Annotated in this window: 20 protein-coding genes and 1 riboswitch; of the genes, 16 read left to right on the top strand and 4 right to left on the bottom strand. The window is 74.3% G+C overall.

The window, feature by feature from the left end:
- The coding region (locus E1284_RS26735) for an RNA-guided endonuclease InsQ/TnpB family protein (protein WP_131942896.1) at positions 1–862 on the top strand (862 nt) is incomplete at its 5' end.
- A gap of 151 nt (positions 863–1,013) precedes the next feature.
- Positions 1,014–1,181 carry a hypothetical protein gene (locus tag E1284_RS41800; protein WP_165965444.1) on the top strand — a complete coding sequence of 56 codons (168 nt, stop codon included), beginning with the start codon at positions 1,014–1,016 and terminating at the stop codon, positions 1,179–1,181.
- 22 nt (positions 1,182–1,203) lie between these two features.
- Here the strand turns inward: E1284_RS41800 and E1284_RS26730 are convergent, their stop codons facing one another.
- Positions 1,204–2,148, bottom strand: coding sequence for an AraC family transcriptional regulator (locus tag E1284_RS26730; RefSeq protein WP_131942895.1), 945 nt, complete (start codon positions 2,146–2,148; stop codon positions 1,204–1,206).
- A gap of 82 nt (positions 2,149–2,230) precedes the next feature.
- Between E1284_RS26730 and E1284_RS26725 the strand changes: the two genes are divergently transcribed.
- From E1284_RS26725 to E1284_RS26715, 3 genes are all read left to right on the top strand, one after another.
- Positions 2,231–3,070, top strand: a complete 840-nt coding sequence (locus E1284_RS26725; protein ID WP_131942894.1) for an NAD(P)H-binding protein — start codon at positions 2,231–2,233, stop codon at positions 3,068–3,070.
- A 32-nt stretch (positions 3,071–3,102) separates the two neighbouring features.
- Complete coding sequence (locus tag E1284_RS26720; RefSeq protein ID WP_131942893.1) at positions 3,103–3,606, top strand: anthrone oxygenase family protein; 504 nt, start codon at positions 3,103–3,105, stop codon at positions 3,604–3,606.
- Between the two features lie 84 nt (positions 3,607–3,690).
- Positions 3,691–4,527: a metallophosphoesterase family protein gene (locus E1284_RS26715; RefSeq protein ID WP_131942892.1), complete on the top strand. Its 837-nt coding sequence runs from the start codon at positions 3,691–3,693 to the stop codon at positions 4,525–4,527.
- A 1-nt stretch (position 4,528) separates the two neighbouring features.
- Here E1284_RS26715 and E1284_RS26710 read toward each other — a convergent pair whose 3' ends face one another.
- Positions 4,529–5,128 (bottom strand): TetR/AcrR family transcriptional regulator, encoded by a 600-nt coding sequence (locus tag E1284_RS26710; RefSeq protein WP_207923970.1) that lies wholly within the window; start codon positions 5,126–5,128, stop codon positions 4,529–4,531.
- Positions 5,129–5,322: 194 nt separating this feature from the next.
- Positions 5,323–7,044: a phosphomethylpyrimidine synthase ThiC gene (gene thiC, locus E1284_RS26705; RefSeq protein ID WP_131942891.1), complete on the bottom strand. Its 1,722-nt coding sequence runs from the start codon at positions 7,042–7,044 to the stop codon at positions 5,323–5,325.
- Positions 7,040–7,153: riboswitch (TPP riboswitch) on the bottom strand. Its footprint overlaps the gene before it by 5 nt.
- 89 nt (positions 7,154–7,242) lie before the next feature.
- On the opposite strand from thiC, the gene tsaA reads away from it, so the two are divergent.
- The 4 genes from tsaA to E1284_RS26685 all read left to right on the top strand — a co-directional run bounded on the left by tsaA (position 7,243) and on the right by E1284_RS26685 (position 12,211).
- Positions 7,243–7,665, top strand: a complete 423-nt coding sequence (tsaA, locus tag E1284_RS26700) for a tRNA (N6-threonylcarbamoyladenosine(37)-N6)-methyltransferase TrmO (RefSeq protein WP_131942890.1) — start codon at positions 7,243–7,245, stop codon at positions 7,663–7,665.
- 86 nt (positions 7,666–7,751) lie between these two features.
- Positions 7,752–8,909, top strand: coding sequence for a sensor histidine kinase (locus tag E1284_RS26695; protein ID WP_207923969.1), 1,158 nt, complete (start codon positions 7,752–7,754; stop codon positions 8,907–8,909).
- Between the two features lie 120 nt (positions 8,910–9,029).
- The gene (gene clsA, locus E1284_RS26690; RefSeq protein WP_279433071.1) at positions 9,030–9,716 is read left to right on the top strand and encodes a cardiolipin synthase ClsA; all 687 of its coding nucleotides are present in this window, start codon (positions 9,030–9,032) and stop codon (positions 9,714–9,716) included.
- Positions 9,713–12,211, top strand: a complete 2,499-nt coding sequence (locus E1284_RS26685; RefSeq protein ID WP_131942889.1) for a mannose-1-phosphate guanyltransferase — start codon at positions 9,713–9,715, stop codon at positions 12,209–12,211. Before clsA ends, E1284_RS26685 begins: the two co-directional genes overlap by 4 nt.
- Positions 12,212–12,229: 18 nt before the next feature.
- Here the strand turns inward: E1284_RS26685 and E1284_RS26680 are convergent, their stop codons facing one another.
- Complete coding sequence (locus tag E1284_RS26680; protein WP_131942888.1) at positions 12,230–13,570, bottom strand: aminotransferase-like domain-containing protein; 1,341 nt, start codon at positions 13,568–13,570, stop codon at positions 12,230–12,232.
- Positions 13,571–13,663: 93 nt separating this feature from the next.
- On the opposite strand from E1284_RS26680, the gene E1284_RS26675 reads away from it, so the two are divergent.
- From E1284_RS26675 to E1284_RS26645, 7 genes are all read left to right on the top strand, one after another.
- Entirely contained in the window at positions 13,664–14,302 is a 639-nt protein-coding gene (locus E1284_RS26675; protein WP_131942887.1) for a LysE family translocator, read from the top strand.
- A gap of 52 nt (positions 14,303–14,354) precedes the next feature.
- Positions 14,355–15,242, top strand: coding sequence for a DUF881 domain-containing protein (locus tag E1284_RS26670; RefSeq protein ID WP_131942886.1), 888 nt, complete (start codon positions 14,355–14,357; stop codon positions 15,240–15,242).
- 37 nt (positions 15,243–15,279) lie between these two features.
- Positions 15,280–15,612 (top strand): small basic family protein, encoded by a 333-nt coding sequence (locus tag E1284_RS26665; RefSeq protein WP_131942885.1) that lies wholly within the window; start codon positions 15,280–15,282, stop codon positions 15,610–15,612.
- Positions 15,609–16,310, top strand: coding sequence for a DUF881 domain-containing protein (locus tag E1284_RS26660; protein WP_131942884.1), 702 nt, complete (start codon positions 15,609–15,611; stop codon positions 16,308–16,310). Before E1284_RS26665 ends, E1284_RS26660 begins: the two co-directional genes overlap by 4 nt.
- A 320-nt stretch (positions 16,311–16,630) precedes the next feature.
- Entirely contained in the window at positions 16,631–17,167 is a 537-nt protein-coding gene (locus E1284_RS26655) for an FHA domain-containing protein (RefSeq protein ID WP_131942883.1), read from the top strand.
- A gap of 16 nt (positions 17,168–17,183) precedes the next feature.
- The gene (ftsR, locus tag E1284_RS26650; RefSeq protein WP_207923968.1) at positions 17,184–17,900 is read left to right on the top strand and encodes a transcriptional regulator FtsR; all 717 of its coding nucleotides are present in this window, start codon (positions 17,184–17,186) and stop codon (positions 17,898–17,900) included.
- A 142-nt stretch (positions 17,901–18,042) separates the two neighbouring features.
- Positions 18,043–18,513 carry a bifunctional nuclease family protein gene (locus E1284_RS26645; protein WP_131942882.1) on the top strand — a complete coding sequence of 157 codons (471 nt, stop codon included), beginning with the start codon at positions 18,043–18,045 and terminating at the stop codon, positions 18,511–18,513.
- Positions 18,514–18,779: the final 266 nt, after the last annotated feature.

Below are 18,779 nucleotides of genomic sequence, written 5' to 3'. Positions count from 1 at the left end.
GGCGTGGGAGGTGCGGCGGTTGTCGCGCCGCACGGGTGCGGTGCGCCTCCCCAAGGTGGGGTGGGTGCGGTTCCGCTGGTCCCGTCCCGTCCCGCCGGACGTGAAGTCGTTCCGGGTGACCCGCGACCGCGCCGGACGCTGGCACGTCGCATTCGCCGCCGTCCCCGACCCGGTTCCCGCGCCCGGAACCGGTGCGGCGGTCGGCGTGGACCGGGGCGTGGCCGTCAGTGCCGCACTGTCCACCGGCCAGACCACCAGCGTGCCGGGCCTGACGGCGGGGGAGGCCGAGCGGTTGGGCCGGTTGCTGCGCCGCCTGTCCCGCGCTCGCCGGGGGTCGAACCGGCGTGCCCGTGTCAAGGCGGCCATCGCCCGGCTCAAGGCGCGTGAGGCCGACCGCCGAAAGGACTGGGTGGAGAAGACCTCGACGGACCTGGCGCGCCGCTTCGACGTCATCGCCGTCGAGGACCTCGACATCGCCGGGATGACCCGGTCGGCGCGCGGCACCATCGACGCCCCCGACGTCAACGTCCGGCAGAAGGCCGGACTCAACCGGGGCATCCTGGCCGCCGGGTGGGGACAGTTGGTGACCCGGCTGGAGGACAAGGCACCCGGGCGCGTGGTCCGGGTCGATCCGGCGTACACCTCGCAGACCTGCAACGCCTGCGGGTACCGCGCCCGGGACAACCGTGAGAGCCAAGCGGTGTTCCGGTGCGTCGCCTGCGGGCACCGGGCCAACGCCGACGTCAACGCCGCACGCAACATCAAAGACACCGCCGTGGGACGCACGGTGGCCGCGCGAGGAGGCCGGGCGGCAGCCCGGCCGGTGAACCGCGAACCTCAACCCGCTCTCCTCTCCGTATAGGGGATGGGTTGAAATCCCCCGCCTTCAGGCGGGGGGAGGACGTCAACCCCACCGAGGCGCTCGCCCGAATCGCCGCGCCGCCCGACCGCCCGACCGCCTGATCTACGAGTGATACAGCACGATCGAGCCGGAGCGGCTGAAGGACCAGGACATGCTCACCCACAGCGACCTCGCGTTCGCCGCCTACGAGCGCGCCCCGCACCCGAAGCGGCTGGAGGTCCTGCACGGCGACCACTTCGCCGTCTACGGCAAGCACGCCGAACGCGTTCTAGCCCTCATGACCGCGTTCTTCCACGAGCACCTCGGTGCCGCGGGCTGACCGGTCACCCGGCCGCGACCGGTCACCCGGCCGCGGCGCCGCCGGCGCGGTACTCCTGCGGGCTGACGCCGTACTCGCGCTTGAACGCGGTGCTCAGCGCGAACGCGGTGCCGTAGCCGACCCGGCGCGCGATGGCGTCGAGCGTCGCGTCGCTCTCGCGCAGCAGGTCGGCGGCCTGCGCGAGGCGGATCCCGGTCAGGTACGCCATGGGCGGCTCGCCGATCAGCTTCGCGAACCGCTGCGCGAGCGCGGCGCGCGACACCCCGACCCGCGCGGCGAGGTCCGCGACCGTCCACGGGTGGGCGAGGTCGTCGTGCAGCAGGCGCAGCGCGGGCCCGGCGACCGGGTCGCCGTGCGCCCGGTACCAGCCGGGCGCCTCGGCGTCCGGGCGGGAGAACCAGGCGCGCAGCGTCGCGATGAGCAGCAGGTCGAGGAGCCGGTCCAGGACGACGTCCTGGCCGGGCTCGTCCCTGCCGATCTCCTCGCCGAGCACGTCGACGAGCGGCGACTTCCAGGTGTCGCCGCGCACGACCGCGATCGGCGGCAGCGCCGCCAGCAGGCGCCGGGTCACGGCGCCGCGCATCTGGTAGGTGCCGATCAGCATGACCGCCGTCCCGGCGGGATCGTTGCCCCAGGCGCGGACGCCGAGGTCCATCGCCTCCGACAGGCTCGTCCCGTCGGGGGTGGTGCAGCGCTGCCCCGGGTGGATGACGATCTGCGGCTCGGTGCCGGGGTCGTCGCTGACGGTGTAGTGATCCGGCCCCCGGAAGACGACCATGTCGCCGGGGGCGACGCGCTGCGGGTCGCCGTCGTCGGGGATCAGCCAGGCGTCGTCCCTGACCATGGACAGCAGCGTCAGCGGCGCCTCGTCCTGGATGCGCACCGACCAGGGCGGCGCGAGGGTCGAGCGGAGCAGGAACGCCCCCCGGGCGCGCGGGCCGTCGAGGAGGTCGGTGAGGGCGTCCATGGCGGCCAGCCTAGACGCTCGCGTATGGAGGCGAGCTTCTCAACCATGGTCGCCGAAGTCACCCGCCGGTTGACTTGAGGGCATGACGAACATGGAGATCGAGAACGGCCTGACCCTCGTCCTCGGCGGGACCGGCAAGACCGGACGCCGCGTGGTGGAGCGGCTGGAGGCCCTGGACGTCCCCGTCCGGATGGGCTCGCGGTCGGCGTCGCCGGCCTTCGACTGGGCCGCCGAGGCGACCTGGGCGCCGGTGCTGCGGGGCGTCGAGAAGGTGTACCTGTCCTACTACCCGGACCTCGCAGCGCCCGGCGCACCCGAGGCCATCGCCGCCTTCACGGCGAAGGCGGTCGCGGCGGGCGTGCGGCGCGTCGTCCTGCTCTCCGGGCGGGGCGAGCCCGAGGCGCGCGAGTGCGAGCGGATCGTCCAGGGGGCCGGGCTGGAGTGGACGGTCGTGCGGGCCAGTTGGTTCGCGCAGAACTTCAGCGAGGACTACCTCCTCGAACCCGTCCGCGCCGGCGAGGTCGTCCTCCCCGCCGGCGAGGTGCCGGAGCCGTTCGTGGACGCCGGCGACATCGCGGACGTGGCCGTCGCGGCGCTCACCCGCGCGGGCCACGCCGGCGAGGTCTACGAGGTGACCGGCCCCCGCGCGCTCACCTTCGCCGAGGCCGTCGCGGAGATCGGCCGCGCGGCCGGACGGGAGATCGCCTTCGTCCCGGTGAGCGCGGACGACTACGCGGCGGCCCTCAAGGAGCACGGCCTGCCCGGCGACGTCATCGGCCTCCTGACGTACCTGTTCACCACCGTGCTGGACGGCCGCAACGCCGCGCCCGCCGACGGCGTCCGGCGGGCCCTCGGGCGCGAACCCCGCGACTTCGCCGCGTACGCGCGGGAGACCGCGGACAGCGGCGTCTGGACCTGCTGACCCCGCAATCCCCGACTGGAAACGGAACGACGATGAAATCGGCTCTCGCGGGCGTCTCGGTGACGCTCTCCCTCATCATGGCGGCCGGCATGGCCGGGACGTTCTTCGGCTTCTCGACCGGCGTGATGCCGGGGTTGAACGCGGCGAGGCCGGGGTCGGCCATCGACGCCATGCAGTCCATCAACCAGCGGATCCAGAACCCGGTGTTCGTGGGGATGTTCCTGCTGGTCCCGGTGCTGGCGGCCGCGGCGGGCGTGCTGCTGCTGACCCTGGAGCAGAAGTCCGCGGCGATCCTGTTCTTCGTCGCCGCCGGCGTGTACTTCGCCGGCGCGCTCGTCCCGAGCCTCGCGGTGAACATCCCCATGAACAACGACCTGGACGGCGTGGCGATCCCGAAGGACCTGGCCGAGGCCGCGAAGGTCTGGTCGGACTACTCCGGCCGCTGGACCGCCTGGAACACCGTCCGGGCCGTGTTCAGCTGGGCGAGCGTGCTCGCGATGGGCCTGGGCGTCTACCTCTGGGGGAGGAACGGCTGATCACGGGACCGGCCGCGGAAGCGGCCCGCGCCCCCTCCGGAGTGCGGGCCGCTTCCGCGGCCGCGCCGGGCTTACGATCTCTGGATGGGCGGTGTCTACGCGATCAGCGACCTGCACGTGGGGTTCCCGGAGAACCGCGCGTTCACCGAGGGGCTGCGGCCCGCGTCCGCGGACGACTGGCTGATCGTCGCCGGGGACGTCGCCGAGCGGTTCGCCGACGTCGAGTGGACGCTCCGCACGCTGCGCGACCGCTTCGCCACCGTGCTCTGGGTGCCCGGCAACCACGAACTGTGGACGATCAAGGACGACCCCGTGCAGTTGCGCGGGGAGGCCCGGTACCGGCGGCTCGTGGACATGTGCCGGGGCCTCGGCGTGCTGACCCCCGAGGACCCCTACCCCGTCTGGGACGGCGAGGGCGGCCCCGTGACGATCGCGCCGCTGTTCATCCTGTACGACTACACCTTCCGGCCGGACGGGACGTCCACCAAGGAAGAAGCGCTCGAAGTCGCGCACGAGGCGGGCGTCGTGTGCACCGACGAGGTCTACCTGCACCCCGACCCGCACCCGACGCGCGACGCCTGGTGCGCCGCCCGCGTCGCCTACACCGAGAAGCGCCTCGCGGCCCTGGGACCGGGCACGCGGACCGTGCTCGTCAACCACTGGCCGCTCGTCCGCGAACCCACCCGCGTCCTGTGGTACCCGGAGTTCGCGCAGTGGTGCGGCACCGAGCGCACCGCCGGCTGGCACGACCGGTACCGCGCGGTCTCGGTCGTGTACGGGCACCTGCACATCCCCCGGACGATCTGGACCGGGGACGTCCCGCACATCGAGGTGTCGGTCGGCTACCCGCGCGAATGGCGCCGGAAGGGCGACGCGCCGCGCGGCCCGCGCCGCGTCCTGCCCGTCCCGGAGACGGACTGACCTACCGGGCGCCGGGCGCCATCCCGGCGGCGGCGAGCGACAGCAGCCGCCCGGCGGCCTCCGGCTCCCGCTCGGTGACCGCCGCGATGGCGCCGGTGAGCCACAGGACGTCGGCGAACGCCGTGCCCGCGGGCGCGTCCCCGGCCCGCTGCGCGCGGGCGAACAGCGCCTCGCCGGCCTCGCACATCGCCCGGCGGGGGCAGCCGGGCTCGGGCCGATCCGCCCGCAGCGACTCCTCCCGCAGCGACAGCACCGCCGAGGCGGCCAGCCCGCGGTACACCGTCACCCGCGACGCGAACGCCCGCAGCCAGGTCATCAGGGCCTCGCCCGGTGCGGGCGAGGCCAGCAGTTCGCGGGCGGTCGCGGCCAGGTCCGCGTAGACGTCGGCGAGCAGCGCCTCCAGGAGGTGCTGGCGGGTGGGGAAGTGGCGGTAGAGCGTGCCGATGCCGACGCCGGCGGTGCGGGCGACGCCCTCCAGGGACGCGTCGGCCCCGTCGCGCTGGAACGTCTCGCGGGCCGCGGCGAGCAGCCGCGCCCGGTTGCGGCGCACGTCGGCGCGCACCGCACGGGCGGGGGCCTTCGGCGTGTCGTCGCTGGTCACGTGGGTCGTCGGTCCTTTCCCGGCGGGTACGGGCCTGCGGCGATTCGGGGGGATCCGCGGCTTTGGAACGGTCCCTCGATACTAGCCGCGCCGGTCCGCCCGGCCCGCGCCGGGATGGCCGGGCCCGCCGCGTCCGGTGCCGTGTCCGGTGCCGTGTCCGATACGGGGCGGGCCCGCGCCGACCTGCGCTTACGTCACGACGGGCCGGGGGAGAGCGGGAGGTGGATCCGCCCGCCGGCGGCCTTGAACTCCGCGGCCTTCTCCCGCATCCCGGCGGCGAGGGCGGCGTCGCCGTCCAGCCCGCGCTCGTCGGCGTACCGCCGGACGTCCCGGGTGATCTTCATGGAGCAGAAGTGCGGGCCGCACATCGAGCAGAAGTGCGCCGTCTTCGCCGGCGCCGCCGGCAGCGTCGCGTCGTGGAACGCGCGGGCGGTGTCCGGGTCGAGGGACAGGTTGAACTGGTCCTCCCACCGGAAGCCGAACCGCGCGTCCGACAGCGCGTCGTCCCATGTCTGCGCACCCGGATGGCCCTTGGCCAGGTCGGCGGCGTGCGCGGCGATCTTGTAGGCGATGACGCCGGCCTTCACGTCGTCGCGGTCCGGCAGCCCGAGGTGCTCCTTGGGCGTGACGTAGCAGAGCATCGCGGTCCCGTGCCAGCCGATCATCGCGGCGCCGATCGCCGAGGTGATGTGGTCGTAGCCGGGCGCGATGTCGGTGGTCAGCGGGCCGAGCGTGTAGAACGGCGCCCCGCCGCACCACTCCTGCTGCAGGTCGACGTTCTCCTTGATCTTGTGCATCGGGACGTGGCCGGGCCCCTCGTTCATCACCTGGTTCCCGTACTCGGCGGCGATCGCCGTCAGCTCGCCCTGGGTGCGCAGCTCGGCGAACTGCGCCTCGTCGTTGGCGTCGGCGATGGAGCCGGGGCGCAGGCCGTCCCCGAGCGACCAGGTGACGTCGTAGGCGGCGAAGATCTCGCACAGCTCCCGGAAGTGCGCGTACAGGAAGTTCTCCTCGTGGTGCGCCAGGCACCACGCCGCCATGATCGACCCGCCCCGCGACACGATCCCGGTCTTGCGCCGCGCCGTCAGCGGCACGTACCGCAGCAGCACCCCGGCGTGCACGGTCATGTAGTCGACGCCCTGCTCGGCCTGCTCGATCACCGTGTCGCGGAAGACCTCCCAGGTCAGCTCGGCCGGGTCGCCGCCCACCTTCTCCACCGCCTGGTACAGCGGGACGGTCCCGACCGGCACCGGCGAGTTCCGCAGGATCCACTCCCGCGTCGTGTGGATGTCCTTGCCGGTGGACAGGTCCATGACCGTGTCGGCGCCCCAGCGGGTCGCCCACGTCATCTTCTCGACCTCGTCCTCGATCGAGGACGCCACCGCCGAGTTCCCGATGTTCGCGTTCACCTTCACCAGGAAGTTCCGGCCGATGACCATCGGCTCGATCTCGGGGTGGTTGACGTTCGCGGGCAGCACCGCGCGCCCTGCCGCCAGCTCGTCCCGGACGAACTCCGGTTCCACCCCCTCCCGCAGCGCCGCGAACTCCATCTCCGGTGTGATCTCGCCCCGCCGCGCGTACGCGCGCTGCGTCACCGCGCCGCCGGTCGCGCGGCGCGGCCGGCGCGGCAGCAGGCCCTCGCGCACGGGCGCCCGCAGCCCGTCGTCCCCGGGGCGCACGGCCCGTCCCTCATACGGCGCCGTGTCGCTCCGCTCGGCGATCCACGCCTCCCGCAGCGCGGGCAGCCCCCGGCGGACGTCGGTCCGCGCCGCCGGATCGGTGTACGGCCCCGACGTGTCGTACAGCACGACGGCGTCGCCGTTGGTGAGCGGCACCTCCCGCATCGGGACCCGGATGTCGGGGCGCGAGCCCTGCAGATAGGTCTTGCGGGCGGCTGGAACCACGCGTTCTGTCATGACGACTCGATCTCTCCCTACGCCGGCATTACCCGGTCAGGTTCATGCGGTCAGCGGCCGTCCCAGCCGCTATCTCAGCCCGGTTCGCCGGGCCCCCGCGATCTGTCGTGCCCGACGCTAACCCGCCGCACCCCCGTTGCCGCAACCGCCGCCCTCCGGGTAGAACGCGCCCGCGCGACGCCCTGAGAGGATCGGGGCATGTTCGATCCGCACCAGGAGTTCACGCTCACCCCCGTCGGCCACGTCTCGTCCACGCTGACCGACCGGGCGTCCGCGCCCAAGCAGGGCGGCGAGGGCGCGCCGGAGGCGTGGCTGGTCTTCGAACCGGCCGTGTTCCCGGCGCTGGAGGGCCTTCGCCCCGGCGACCGGGTATTCGTGCTGACGTGGCTGCACCTGTCGCCGCGCGACGTGCTGCGCGTCCACCCGCGCGACGACCCGTCCGCGCCGATGCGCGGCGTGTTCGCGACTCGCTCGCCGGACCGCCCCAACCCGATCGGCCTGCACCCGGTCGAGATCCTGGAGGTGACGGGGCGCCGCGTCCGCGTCCGCGACCTGGAGGCCCTCGACGGCACCCCGATCCTGGACGTGAAGCCGGTCCTCGCCTGCGAACCCGGCGTGTGACGGCCGCCCGCCCCCGAACCGCCGGCCCCGCGATCACCGGGCGGGGGCGGTGCGCGGCGATCGGCGGGATCCGGGAGGATGGACGGGTGGTGAGGCTGCCTCGGGTGGATGCGACGGCCAGGGACGCCCTGCCGGCGATGGCGCTGGCGGGGATCGCGGCGGGCGCGGCGGTGGCGTGGCCCGGCGTCCGGGAGCTGGACGCGGCCGGGGCGCTGCTGCTGGTCGCGGCGCACGTGCCGCTCGCGGTGATCCGGCGGTGGCCGGCGCCGGGGCTGGTGGCCCTCGTCGTCCTCGTGCTCCCGTACCACCTCGCGCAGTACCAGCACCACGCGCTCGTGCCCGCCGAGGTGATCGCGCTGTTCGCCTACGCCGTCCTCGGGCGGCGGGTGCGGGTCGTCCTCGGCGTCGCCGGGTTCCTGCTGGCCGTGTGCGTGCTCGGGATGGCGATGCGGGCGGGCGGCGGCTCGGTCCGGGAGCAGGTCGCGGTCATCGAGGCCGTGGTGTCGGTCGTGATCGCCGTCCAGGTGTGGCGGGTGCACCGGGCGCGGCTCGCGACGATCACCGAGCGCGCCGAGCGGGCCGAGCGCACGCGGGAGGAGGAGGCGCGGCGGCGGGTCGCCGAGGAGCGGCTGCGGATCGCCCGCGACCTGCACGACCTCCTCGCGCACAGCATCACGCTGATCGGCGTGCAGGCCGGCGCGGCGGCCCACCTGGTGCGCGGGGACCGGCCGCTCGACCGGGCGGAGCTGGCCGAGGCGCTCGCCTCGATCGCGGGCACCTGCCGGGACGCCCGGACCGAGCTGCGCGGCACCCTGCAGGTCCTGCGCGGCACCGACGTGGCGGGCGGGGCGCTGCCCGGCCCCGGCGGCATCGGCGACCTCGTGCGGGCGGCGCGCGGCGGCGGCATCGACGTGGAGCTGTCGGACGACGGCCTCGGGACGCTGCCGCCGGAGATCGGCGTCGCCGCGTACCGGATCGTCCAGGAGGCCTTGACCAACATTGTCAAGCACGCCGCCGCCGAGCGCGCCACGGTGCGGCTGGCGCGGGACGCAGGCGGGCTCGTCGTGCGCGTCGCCGACGACGGGAGCGGGCCGTCCGGCGGCGCTCCCGAGGGGTTCGGCATCCTCGGGATGATCGAGCGGGCGCGCAGCGTCGGGGGGACCCTCGACGCCGGTCCGGGGGAGAGCGGCGGATTCGTGGTGACGGCCGTCCTCCCGCTCGCGGACGCCGTCGGCCCGCGCTGACGGGGACCGCCTCCGGACGGGCCGCGCCGCGCCCGACTCACCGGGCGGACGCCGCCGAGGTCTTTCCAACCCTTACCGGTAGGGTCAGGATCAAGGGGACCAGGGGAGGCGAACGCGTCGGTGAGCACACTGCAGGAGGCCCCGCAGGACCGGATCTTCACGGTGCCCAACGTGCTGAGCATGGCGCGGCTCGTGGGCGTCCCGCTGTTCCTGTGGCTCGTCCTCGCCGAGGCCGACTGGTGGGCGCTCGGCGTGCTGGTGTTCGCCGGCCTGTCCGACTGGCTGGACGGCAAGCTGGCGCGCGCGCTGAACCAGACCAGCAAGCTCGGGACGGTGCTCGACCCGGCCGCCGACCGGCTCTACATCCTCGCGACGCTGATCGGGCTCACGATCCGCGAGATCATCCCGCTGTGGCTGGTGGTGCTGCTGGTCGCCCGGGAGTTCGCGATCCTGCCGATCGCGCCGATCGTGCGGCGGCTCGGGTACGGCGGCACGCTTCCCGTCCATTTCATCGGGAAGGCGGGCACCATGTGCCTGCTGTACGCGTTCCCGCTGCTGCTGCTCGGCGACCACGGCGGCGGCGCGGCGACCGCGGCGAAGGTCATCGGATGGTCCTTCGCGATCTGGGGGACGGGCCTGTACTGGTGGGCGGCCGTCCTCTACTGGACGCAGACGCGGCAACTGGTGCTGGCCGGCCGCGGCTCGCCCCCGGCCTCCGGGCCGGAAACCCCGCCCGGCCCGGGGGGCCGGGAACCGGGCGCGGAACCGCCGGCCGGCGACCAGAAGGGAGCTGAGACCCCCCGATGAAGGCCGTCGTGATGGCGGGTGGCGAGGGGACGCGGCTGCGTCCGATGACCGCCAACCAGCCCAAGCCGCTGCTGCCGCTCGTCAACCGGCCGATCATGGAGCACGTGCTCCGGCTGCTGAAGCGGCACGGGTTCACCGAGACCGTCGTCACCGTCCAGTTCCTGGCCGCGCTGATCCGCAACTACTTCGGCGACGGCGAGGAGCTCGGCATGTCGCTGAGCTACGCGACGGAGGAGATCCCGCTCGGCACCGCCGGCAGCGTCAAGAACGCCGAGGAGGCGCTGCGCGACGACCGGTTCCTCGTGATCTCCGGGGACGCGCTCACCGACATCGACCTCACCGACATGGTGCGGTTCCACAAGGAGAACGACGCGCTGGTCACCATCGGGCTGAAGCGCGTCCCGAACCCCCTCGAGTTCGGCATCATCATCGTGGACGACGAGGGCCGCGTGCAGCGGTTCCTGGAGAAGCCGACGTGGGGCCAGGTGTTCTCCGACACCGTGAACACCGGCATCTACGTGATGGAACCGGAGGTCCTCGACCACGTCGCGGAGGGCGAGTCCGTCGACTGGTCCGGGGACGTGTTCCCCAAGCTGCTCGCCGAAGGCGCCCGCCTGTTCGGGTACGTGGCCGACTGCTACTGGGAGGACGTCGGCACCCACGAGAGCTACCTCAAGGCCCAGGCCGACATGCTGTCCGGCCAGGTCGGCATCGAGCTCGACGGCTTCGAGATGTCACCCGGCGTGTGGGTCGCCGAGGGCGCCGAAGTCGACGCGGAGGCCGTCCTCAAAGGCCCCCTCTACATCGGCGACTACGCCAAGGTCGAGGCGGGCGTCGAACTGCGCGAGTACACCGTCCTCGGCAGCAACGTCGTCGTCAAGGAGGGCGCGTTCCTGCACCGGGCGGTCGTCCACGACAACGTGTTCGTCGCACCGTCCACGAACCTGCGCGGCTGCGTCGTCGGCAAGAACACCGACATCATGGCCGGGGCCCGCGTCGAGGAGGGCGCGGTCATCGGCGACGAGTGCGTCATCGAGGCCGAGGCGTACGTCTCCAGCGGCGTGAAGGTCTACCCGTTCAAGACCATCGAGGCCGGCGCGGTCGTCAACACCAGCGTGATCTGGGAGTCGCGCGGGCAGCGCAACCTGTTCGGGCCGCGCGGCGTGTCCGGGCTCGTCAACGTCGAGATCACCCCCGAGCTCGCGGTGCGGCTCGCCAGCGCCTACGCGACCACGCTGAAGAAGGGCTCCACGGTCGTCACCGGCCGCGACGTCTCCCGTGCCGCGCGCACCCTGAAGCGCGCCGTGAACAGCGCGCTCACCGCCAGCGCCATCAACGTCAACGACCTGGAGGCGACCCCGCTCACCGTCGCCCGGTTCGAGACCGGCCGCGAGGACGCCGTCGGCGGCATCTACATCCGCACCACGCTCGGCGACCCGCAGGGCGTCGACATCCTGTTCCTGGACGCCGGCGGCGCCGACCTGTCCCAGGCGGCGCAGCGCAAGCTGGAGCGGGTCTTCGGCCGGCAGGAGTACCGGCGCGCGTTCCCCGGCGAGATCGCCGAGCTGACCTACCCGCCGCGCGTCGTGGAGACCTACACCCGCGACCTGCTGCGCCGCGTCGACATCCGCGGCGTCCGCGAGGCCGGGCTGAAGATCGTCCTGGACTGCGCGGGCGGCGTCGCCTCGCTCGTCCTGCCGAACCTGCTCGGCAAGGTCGGCGTGGAGGTCCTCACCCGCAACGCCGGGCTGGACGAGGCCAACCCGACCGAGACGCTCGCCGAGCGGATGCGCGACCTGGAGCGCCTCGGCGACCTCGTCTCCTCCTCGCGGGCCGCGTTCGGCGTCCGCTTCGACCCGGTCGGGGAGCGGATCTCCCTGGTGGACGAGAACGGCGAGCTGGTCGGCGACGACCGCGCCCTCCTGGTCATGCTCGACCTGGTCGCGGCCGAGCGGCGCGGCGGCAAGGTGGCGCTGCCGGTGACGACGACGCGGGTCGCCGAGCAGGTGTGCCGGTTCCACGGCGTCCAGGTCGAGTGGACGTCCACGTCGCAGGACGTCCTCACCAAGGCCGCCGCGCAGCCCAGCGTGATCTTCGCGGGGGACGGCCGGGGCGGCTTCCTGATGCCCGAGTTCAGCGGCACCGTCGACGGGATCGCCGCGTTCGTCCGCCTCGTCGGCCTGGTCGCCCGCACCCGCCTGACGCTCTCCCAGATCGACCGCCGCATCCCCGACGCGCACCTGCTGCGCCGCTCCGTCCCGACCCCCTGGGCGGCCAAGGGCAGCGTGATGCGGCACGTCGTGGAGGCCGCCGGGGACCGCACGATCGACACCACCGACGGCGTCCGCGTCGTGGAGGACGACGGCCGCTGGGTCCTCGTCCTGCCCGACCCGGCGGAGGCGGTGACCCACCTGTGGGCCGAGGGGCCCGACGCCGACGCCGCCCAGGTCCTCCTGGAGGAGTGGGCCGCCGTCGTCGAACGCGCCGGCTCCTGACGGGCCTCCGCGCCGCGGTCAGTCGATGGGGATGTCCTCCGGGCCGCCGGCGGCGATCTCGGCGAGGACGTCCAGGGCGCGTCCGAGGGTCTCCGGCGGCGGGGACGCGAGGCCGACGCGGACCGCGCGGGGCGCGGCGCCCGTCCCCACGGCGAACGCGGCGGCCGGGGTGACGGCGATCCCGCGCCGCGCGGCGGCCGCCACGAACGTCTCCGCCCGCCACTGCGGCGGCAGGTCCCACCAGCAGAAGTAGGAGCACGGCCCGGACCGGACGGCGGCGCCCGCGAGCCGTTCGGTGACGATCCGCGAGCGGGCCGCGGCGTCCGCGCGCTTGGCGCGGGTGATCTCCCCGACCGCGCCGCCCGCGATCCAGCCGGTCGCCGCGTCGAGCGCGAAGCGCGCGGGCCCCCAGGCGCCCGAGCGCAGCGCGGCGGCGACGCGCCCGGCCAGCGCGGCGGGCGGGACGGCGAACCCGAGGGTCAGGCCGGGCGCGAGGCGCTTGGAGAGGCTGTCGACCACCACGGTGCGGTCCCCGGCCAGGGCCGCCAGCGGCTCCGGGCCGTCCGCGGGCAGGAACGCCCAGACGCGGTCCTCGATCGCGTGGAGGCCGAGCCGCTCCAGGGCGGCGGCGACCTCGGCGCGGCGCCGCGGCGGCATCGTCGTCCCGTGCGGATTGTGCAGCGTCGGCTGGAGGTACACCGCGCCGAACGGCGCGGCGCGGTGCGCGTCGGCGAGGGCGTCGGGGCGCAGCCCGGCCCCGTCGGCCGCGACCGGGACGAGCGTGACGCCGAGCCGGGCCGCCACGCCCTTGATCACCGGATAGGTCAGCGCCTCCACCGCGAGCCGCCCGCCCGGCGGCACCAGCGCCGCCACGGCGCCCGCGATCGCCTGCCGGCCGTTCCCCGCGAACAGCACCGATCCGGGGCCGGGCCGCCAGCCGGGGGCGGCCAGCAGCGCCGCCGCGGCCTCCCGGGCGGCGGCGGTCCCGGTGACCCGCCCGGGGCCGAGCGCCGCGTCCAGCACGTCCGGGCGCAGCAGCCGCCCCAGCCCGGCGGCCAGCAGCGCGCTCTGCTCCGGGAGGACGGGACTGCTCAGCTCCAGATCGACCTTCGCGCCGGTGGGCTCCGCGAGCGCCGGGACGGGGGCCGGCTCCGCCGCCCGGACGAACGTGCCGCGCCCCACCTCGCCGACCACCAGGCCGCGCCTGGCGAGCTCCCCGTACACGCGGCTCGCCGTGGAGGCGGCGATGCGGCGGTCGCGGGCGAAGGCCCGCTGCGGCGGCAGCCGGTCCCCGGGGCGCAGCCGCCCCGCGGCGATCGCGGCGGCCACCTCGTCGGCGACCCGGCGGTAATCCTCCATGGGCCCCCTCATTGCTCCGAGTGCAATGCAAAGTATTGCACCGAGAAACGGCGGAGATCTAGCCTCGGATCGATTCTTAATCCGGGAGTGGAAATGATCTCGCCCACCGCCGCGGCGGCCGTCGCCGCCTTCGCCCTCGGGCTCGTCCTGACCCCGGGCCCCAACATGATGTACCTGGTGTCGCGGTCGGTGACGCAGGGCCGCCGCGCCGGGCTGGTCTCGCTCGGCGGCGTCGCCGCCGGGTTCCTGGTCTACGTCGCCGCCGCCACCGCCGGGCTCACCGCCGTCTTCGCGCTCGTCCCGGCCCTCTACACGGCGATCAAGCTCGCCGGGGCGGCGTACCTGCTGTGGCTCGCCTGGCAGGCGCTGCGACCGGGCGGCGCGACGGCCTTCACCCCGCAGGACCTGCCCGCCGACCCGCCGCGCCGCCTCTTCACGATGGGCCTGGTCACCAACCTGCTCAACCCGAAGATCGCGATCCTGTACGTGTCGCTGCTGCCGCAGTTCGCGGACCCGGACCGCGGGAGCATGGCCGTCCAGATCCTGCTGCTCGGCCTGCTGCAGATCACCATCGCGATCACCGTGAACGCCCTCATCGTCCTCGGCGCCGGCGGCATCGCCGCCTTCCTCGGCCGCCGGCCCGGGTGGCGGCGCGTCCAGCGCTACGTGATGGGATCCGTCCTCGCCGGGCTGGCCGTGCAGATCGGCCTGCACCGCCCGGCCGCCTCCTGAGCCGCCGCGGCCCTACGAGCCCGGCGGCCCCCGGGCTTGCCATGATGGGGCGGTGAACGCACGACGGGACGACCCCGGCGACCGGCGGCCGCTCGGGCGGCGGCCCGACGCCTCGATGTCGCTGCTCGCCGACCTGCTCGCGGGCAGGATCCTCGACCACGGCTACGCGGAGGCCGCGGCGCGGCGGGCGGCCGCCGGCGGCGCCCCGACCCGGCGGCTCCGCGGCGCGGGCGTCCTGCTCGTCCTCGCGCTCGCGGGCACGCTGATCGCCGTCGCCGGGCTGCAGACGCGCCGCGGCGAGCCGGGCGCGGCCGAGCAGCGGTCCCGGCTGATCGGCGAGATCCGGGCCCGCACCGCCGAGACCGATGGGCTCCAGCGCCGCGTCGACGCGCTGCGCGCCCGGACGGAGCGGGACCGGGCGGCCGCGCTCGCCCGCAGCGACGAGGGCCGCCGGGTCCGGCGGCGGCTGGCGCGGGCCGGCGCCGCCGCGGCCGCCGCGCCCGCCTCCGGCCCCGGCATCGTCGTCACGCTCGCCGACGCGACGCGCACCGTGCCCGCCGCGCGGGGACGCGCCGCCGACGCCGGCCGGGTCTATGATCAGGACCTCCAGGTCCTGGTCAACGGGCTCTGGGCGGCGGGCGCCGAGGCCATCGGCGTCAACGGGCAGCGGCTCGCGCCGACCACCGCGATCCGCGCCGCCGGCGAGGCGATCCTGGTCGACTACCGGCCGCTGACCGGCCCCTACGCGGTGACGGCGCTCGGCGACCCGGACCGGCTGCGCGGCGCCTTCGCGGGCTCGGCGGCCGACCGGCGGCTCGCCGCGCTGCACGACCGGTTCGGGATCCGGTACGACGTGCGCCGCTCGTCCGGGGCGCGGCTGCCCGCCGCCGGGGCCGTGCGGCCGCGGTACGCCGTCCCGCGCGCGGAGGGCGGCCGGTGAGCGGGCGGCCGGGGAGCAGGGGAGAGGTGACCCGAGGGTGATCGCGCTGATCGGCCTCGTCATCGGCGTCGCGCTGGGGCTCGTCCTGCAGCCGGACGTGCCGCTCTGGCTCCAGCCCTACCTGCCCATCGCGATCGTGGCGGCGCTCGACGCGATGTTCGGCGGCGTCCGGGCCCGGCTGGAGGGCATCTTCGACGAGAAGGTCTTCGTGGTCTCCTTCGCCGGCAACACCGTGATCGCCGCGCTGATCGTGCTCCTCGGCGACCAGCTAGGCGTCGGCTCGCAGCTGTCCACCGGCGTCGTGGTCGTGCTCGGCATCCGGATCTTCTCCAACGCGGCCGGCATCCGGCGGAAGCTGTTCGGCGCATGACCGGCGGGGACGGGCGCCCGCCGGGGCTGCGCGGCCTCCTCGGCCCGCTGCGGCCCCGGTTCGGCGCGGGCCGGCTCGCCGCCGGAGCGCTGTGCCTCGTCCTCGGCTTCGCGATCGCCGCGCAGGTGCAGTCGACCAAGCGCGACTCCACGTTCGCCACGGCGCGGCAGGACGAACTCGTCGGGATCCTGGCCGATCTGGGTCAGCGATCCGACCGGCTGACGGGCGATCTGCGCGATCTGGAGGCCACCAGGGCCCGGCTGGAACGGGACGCCGCGGGCGGGACCGCCCTGGAGGAGGCGCGTGAGCGGGCGACCGAGTACGGCCTGCTCGCCGGGACGCTCCCCGCCGAGGGGCCCGGGATCGAGATGCTCATCGGCGACCCCGGCGGCCGAGTCAAGGCCGTCAACCTCCTGGACGCCCTGCAGGAACTCCGCGACGCCGGGGCCGAGGTCCTCCAGATCAACGACGTCCGGGTCGGAGTCGACACCTATTTTCTGGACGACCGGAACGGCGTCCGCACCGACGGGCGGATCCTCACCGCCCCGTACCGGTTCCTCGCCATCGGCGACCCCCACACGATGACCACCGCGCTCAACATCCCCGGCGGCCTCGTCAGGACGCTGCGCGGAACCGGGGCCACCGTCCTGATCACCCCGCGCGCGAAAGTGACCGTCGGCGCGGTACGGTCTCCCTAAGAGGGAACCGGGGGGAACGGGGGAACAGGTGAACCGGGCGCCCGGCTCGGGCGCCGTGAACGCGTCGGTCCGCGCGGCGGCGTAGACCTGCGATCATTGGCGAATGTAGTTTGGTCCAGCCGGTTCACCGTTCGAGTTGACCCCTCGGGTCATACCCGCGTAAGTTGCGGCGACCGTCGCGTAAGCGGGTGGTGAGTTGGACCGTGGTCGGGGCGGATCCCCGGCGTGGGTTGGGTGAAGGATGCGCGTGGCGCAGGCGGCTCCCGCTGCGGCGGGGCGTCCGCGTGCGGCACGCCGATGGTAGGAGGCCGAGCCGATCGATGCCGAGCGTCTACTGCACGCAGTGCGGTCACGCCAACCCGGATGATGCCCGCTTCTGCTCGAACTGCGGCACTCCGCTGACCCGGAGTCCGGCCGCGCCGCCGCCGTACCGCGAGTCGCCCGGCGAGTCCACGTCCACGATCTCCATCGGCGGGTTCGAGGCGCTGGACACCGACACGGGCGCCGAGGAGCAGGTCGGTCCCGACCAGATGGCGATGGAGGCGCTGCCCCCCGGCACCGCGCTGCTCGTCGTCAAGCGCGGTCCGAACGCCGGCAGCCGCTTCCTGCTCGACAAGGACCGCACGTCCGCCGGGCGGCACCCCGAGAGCGACATCTTCCTGGACGACGTCACCGTGTCCCGCCGCCACGCCGAGTTCACCCGCCAGGGCGGCGCCTTCTCCGTCCGGGACGTGGGCAGCCTGAACGGCCTCTACGTCAACCGGCAGCGGATCGACCAGGCCGCCCTGTCCGGCGGCGACGAGGTCCAGATCGGCAAGTTCCGGCTGGTGTTCCTGACCAACCCGGCGCACGGCTGACGGAACGGGAGGGGCGTTGAACGCGGAGCCGGCCCGGTCCCTGATGACGATCGGGGACGTGCTCGGGCAGCTGCGGCCCGAGTTCCCCGACATCACCATCTCCAAGATCAGGTTTTTGGAGTCCGAGGGGCTGGTCGAGCCGCAGCGCAGCCCCTCCGGCTACCGCAAGTTCGGCGCGGCCGACGTGGAGCGGCTCCGGTTCGTCCTCACCGCGCAGCGCGACCACTACATGCCGCTGCGCGTGATCCGGCAGCACCTGGAGGCCCGCGACCGCGGCGAGAACGTCCCGGCGCTCGGCGACCGCGAGCCGTCCCGGCGCCGCCCCCGCACCCTCGTGGCCGCCGACACCACCGCCCCGGACCCGGCCGTCCGGCTCACCCGCCGCCAGCTCCTCGACGGCGCCGGGATCGACGAGGCGCTGCTCGCCCGCCTGGAGGAGTATGGCCTCGTCCACCGCACCGGCGCCCACTACGAGGGCGAGGCCCTCGGCATCTGCCGGATCGCCGCCGCGCTCGGCGAGTTCGGCTTCGAGGTCCGGCACCTGCGCGCCGTCAAGGCCGCCGCCGACCGGCAGGTCGGCCTGATCGAGCAGATGGTCGCCCCGCAGCTGCGCCGCCGCAGCCGCGGCGCCCACGAGGAGGCCGCCGAAACCGCCCGGGAGATCGCCGCGCTGTCGGTCGGCCTGCACTCCGCCCTGGTCAGCGCCGGGCTCCGCGAAAGCCTCGACCACTGATCATGGCCGCGTCGCAGGATATTCCCCCACCTGGGGCGCGACGAGCTGTCCGACCCTGGGTGTACGTTGGCTACATGGTTCGGTCAGGAGTCGATCCGCTGCGAATGGTGATCGAGACACCGAGAACCGGCAGGGAGCCGCTGTGAAGCAGATGGAGGTCGTCGGCGTCCGGGTCGAGATGCCCTCCAATCAGCCGATCGTCCTGCTGAAGGAGACGGAGGGCGACCGCTACCTGCCCATCTGGATCGGGGCGGTCGAAGCGACCGCGATCGCCTTCGCGCAGCAGGGCGTGCTGCCCGCCCGGCCGCTCACCCACGACCTGTTCCGCGACGTCCTGGACGCCCTCAGCGTCCAGCTCTCCACCGTGAACATCACCGCCCTGCGCGAGGGCATCTTCTTCGCCGACCTGATCTTCTCCAACGGCGTCGAGGTCAGCGCCCGCCCCTCCGACTCCATCGCCCTGGCACTGCGCACCGGCGCCACGATCTTCGCCAGCGAGGACGTCCTCGAAGAGGCCGGCGTCGCCATCCCCGACGAGCAGGAGGACGAGGTCGAGAAGTTCCGCGAATTCCTCGACACGATCTCCCCAGAGGACTTCGGCCGCGCCGGGTAGGCCGCTGCTCGGAAGAGGTGTGGTCGCAGCGAGCTGCTTCCCCGCTCTCGGGCGCCCTGTGCCCACCCAGGGGGACGACCCCCTGGAACCCCCGATGCGGGGGGCTCCGCCCCCGCACGGCTCGGGTGGGAGCAGTATGGTCGCAAGCTGTCGCTTGCTTCCCCTTCCCTCGCCGTCGTGTTGACCCAGGGGGACGACCCCCTGGAACCCCCGATGCGGGGGCTCCGCCCCCGCGCCCCCTCCCGGCTCAGCTCGCCGTACAGGGC

It is taken from the genome of Actinomadura bangladeshensis (genome assembly GCF_004348335.1).
Classification (GTDB): Bacteria; Actinomycetota; Actinomycetes; order Streptosporangiales; family Streptosporangiaceae; genus Spirillospora; species Spirillospora bangladeshensis.
This window is presented reverse-complemented; position numbering and strand designations above follow the sequence as displayed.

Coding starts and splice junctions, on each gene's coding strand:
- E1284_RS41800 (WP_165965444.1), top strand. CDS start 1,014: ATGCTCACCCACAGCGACCTCGCGTTCGCCGCCTACGAGCGCGCCCCG.
- E1284_RS26730 (WP_131942895.1), bottom strand. CDS start 2,148: ATGGACGCCCTCACCGACCTCCTCGACGGCCCGCGCGCCCGGGGGGCG.
- E1284_RS26725 (WP_131942894.1), top strand. CDS start 2,231: ATGACGAACATGGAGATCGAGAACGGCCTGACCCTCGTCCTCGGCGGG.
- E1284_RS26720 (WP_131942893.1), top strand. CDS start 3,103: ATGAAATCGGCTCTCGCGGGCGTCTCGGTGACGCTCTCCCTCATCATG.
- E1284_RS26715 (WP_131942892.1), top strand. CDS start 3,691: ATGGGCGGTGTCTACGCGATCAGCGACCTGCACGTGGGGTTCCCGGAG.
- thiC (WP_131942891.1), bottom strand. CDS start 7,044: ATGACAGAACGCGTGGTTCCAGCCGCCCGCAAGACCTATCTGCAGGGC.
- tsaA (WP_131942890.1), top strand. CDS start 7,243: ATGTTCGATCCGCACCAGGAGTTCACGCTCACCCCCGTCGGCCACGTC.
- E1284_RS26685 (WP_131942889.1), top strand. CDS start 9,713: ATGAAGGCCGTCGTGATGGCGGGTGGCGAGGGGACGCGGCTGCGTCCG.
- E1284_RS26680 (WP_131942888.1), bottom strand. CDS start 13,570: ATGGAGGATTACCGCCGGGTCGCCGACGAGGTGGCCGCCGCGATCGCC.
- E1284_RS26675 (WP_131942887.1), top strand. CDS start 13,664: ATGATCTCGCCCACCGCCGCGGCGGCCGTCGCCGCCTTCGCCCTCGGG.
- E1284_RS26660 (WP_131942884.1), top strand. CDS start 15,609: ATGACCGGCGGGGACGGGCGCCCGCCGGGGCTGCGCGGCCTCCTCGGC.
- E1284_RS26655 (WP_131942883.1), top strand. CDS start 16,631: ATGCCGAGCGTCTACTGCACGCAGTGCGGTCACGCCAACCCGGATGAT.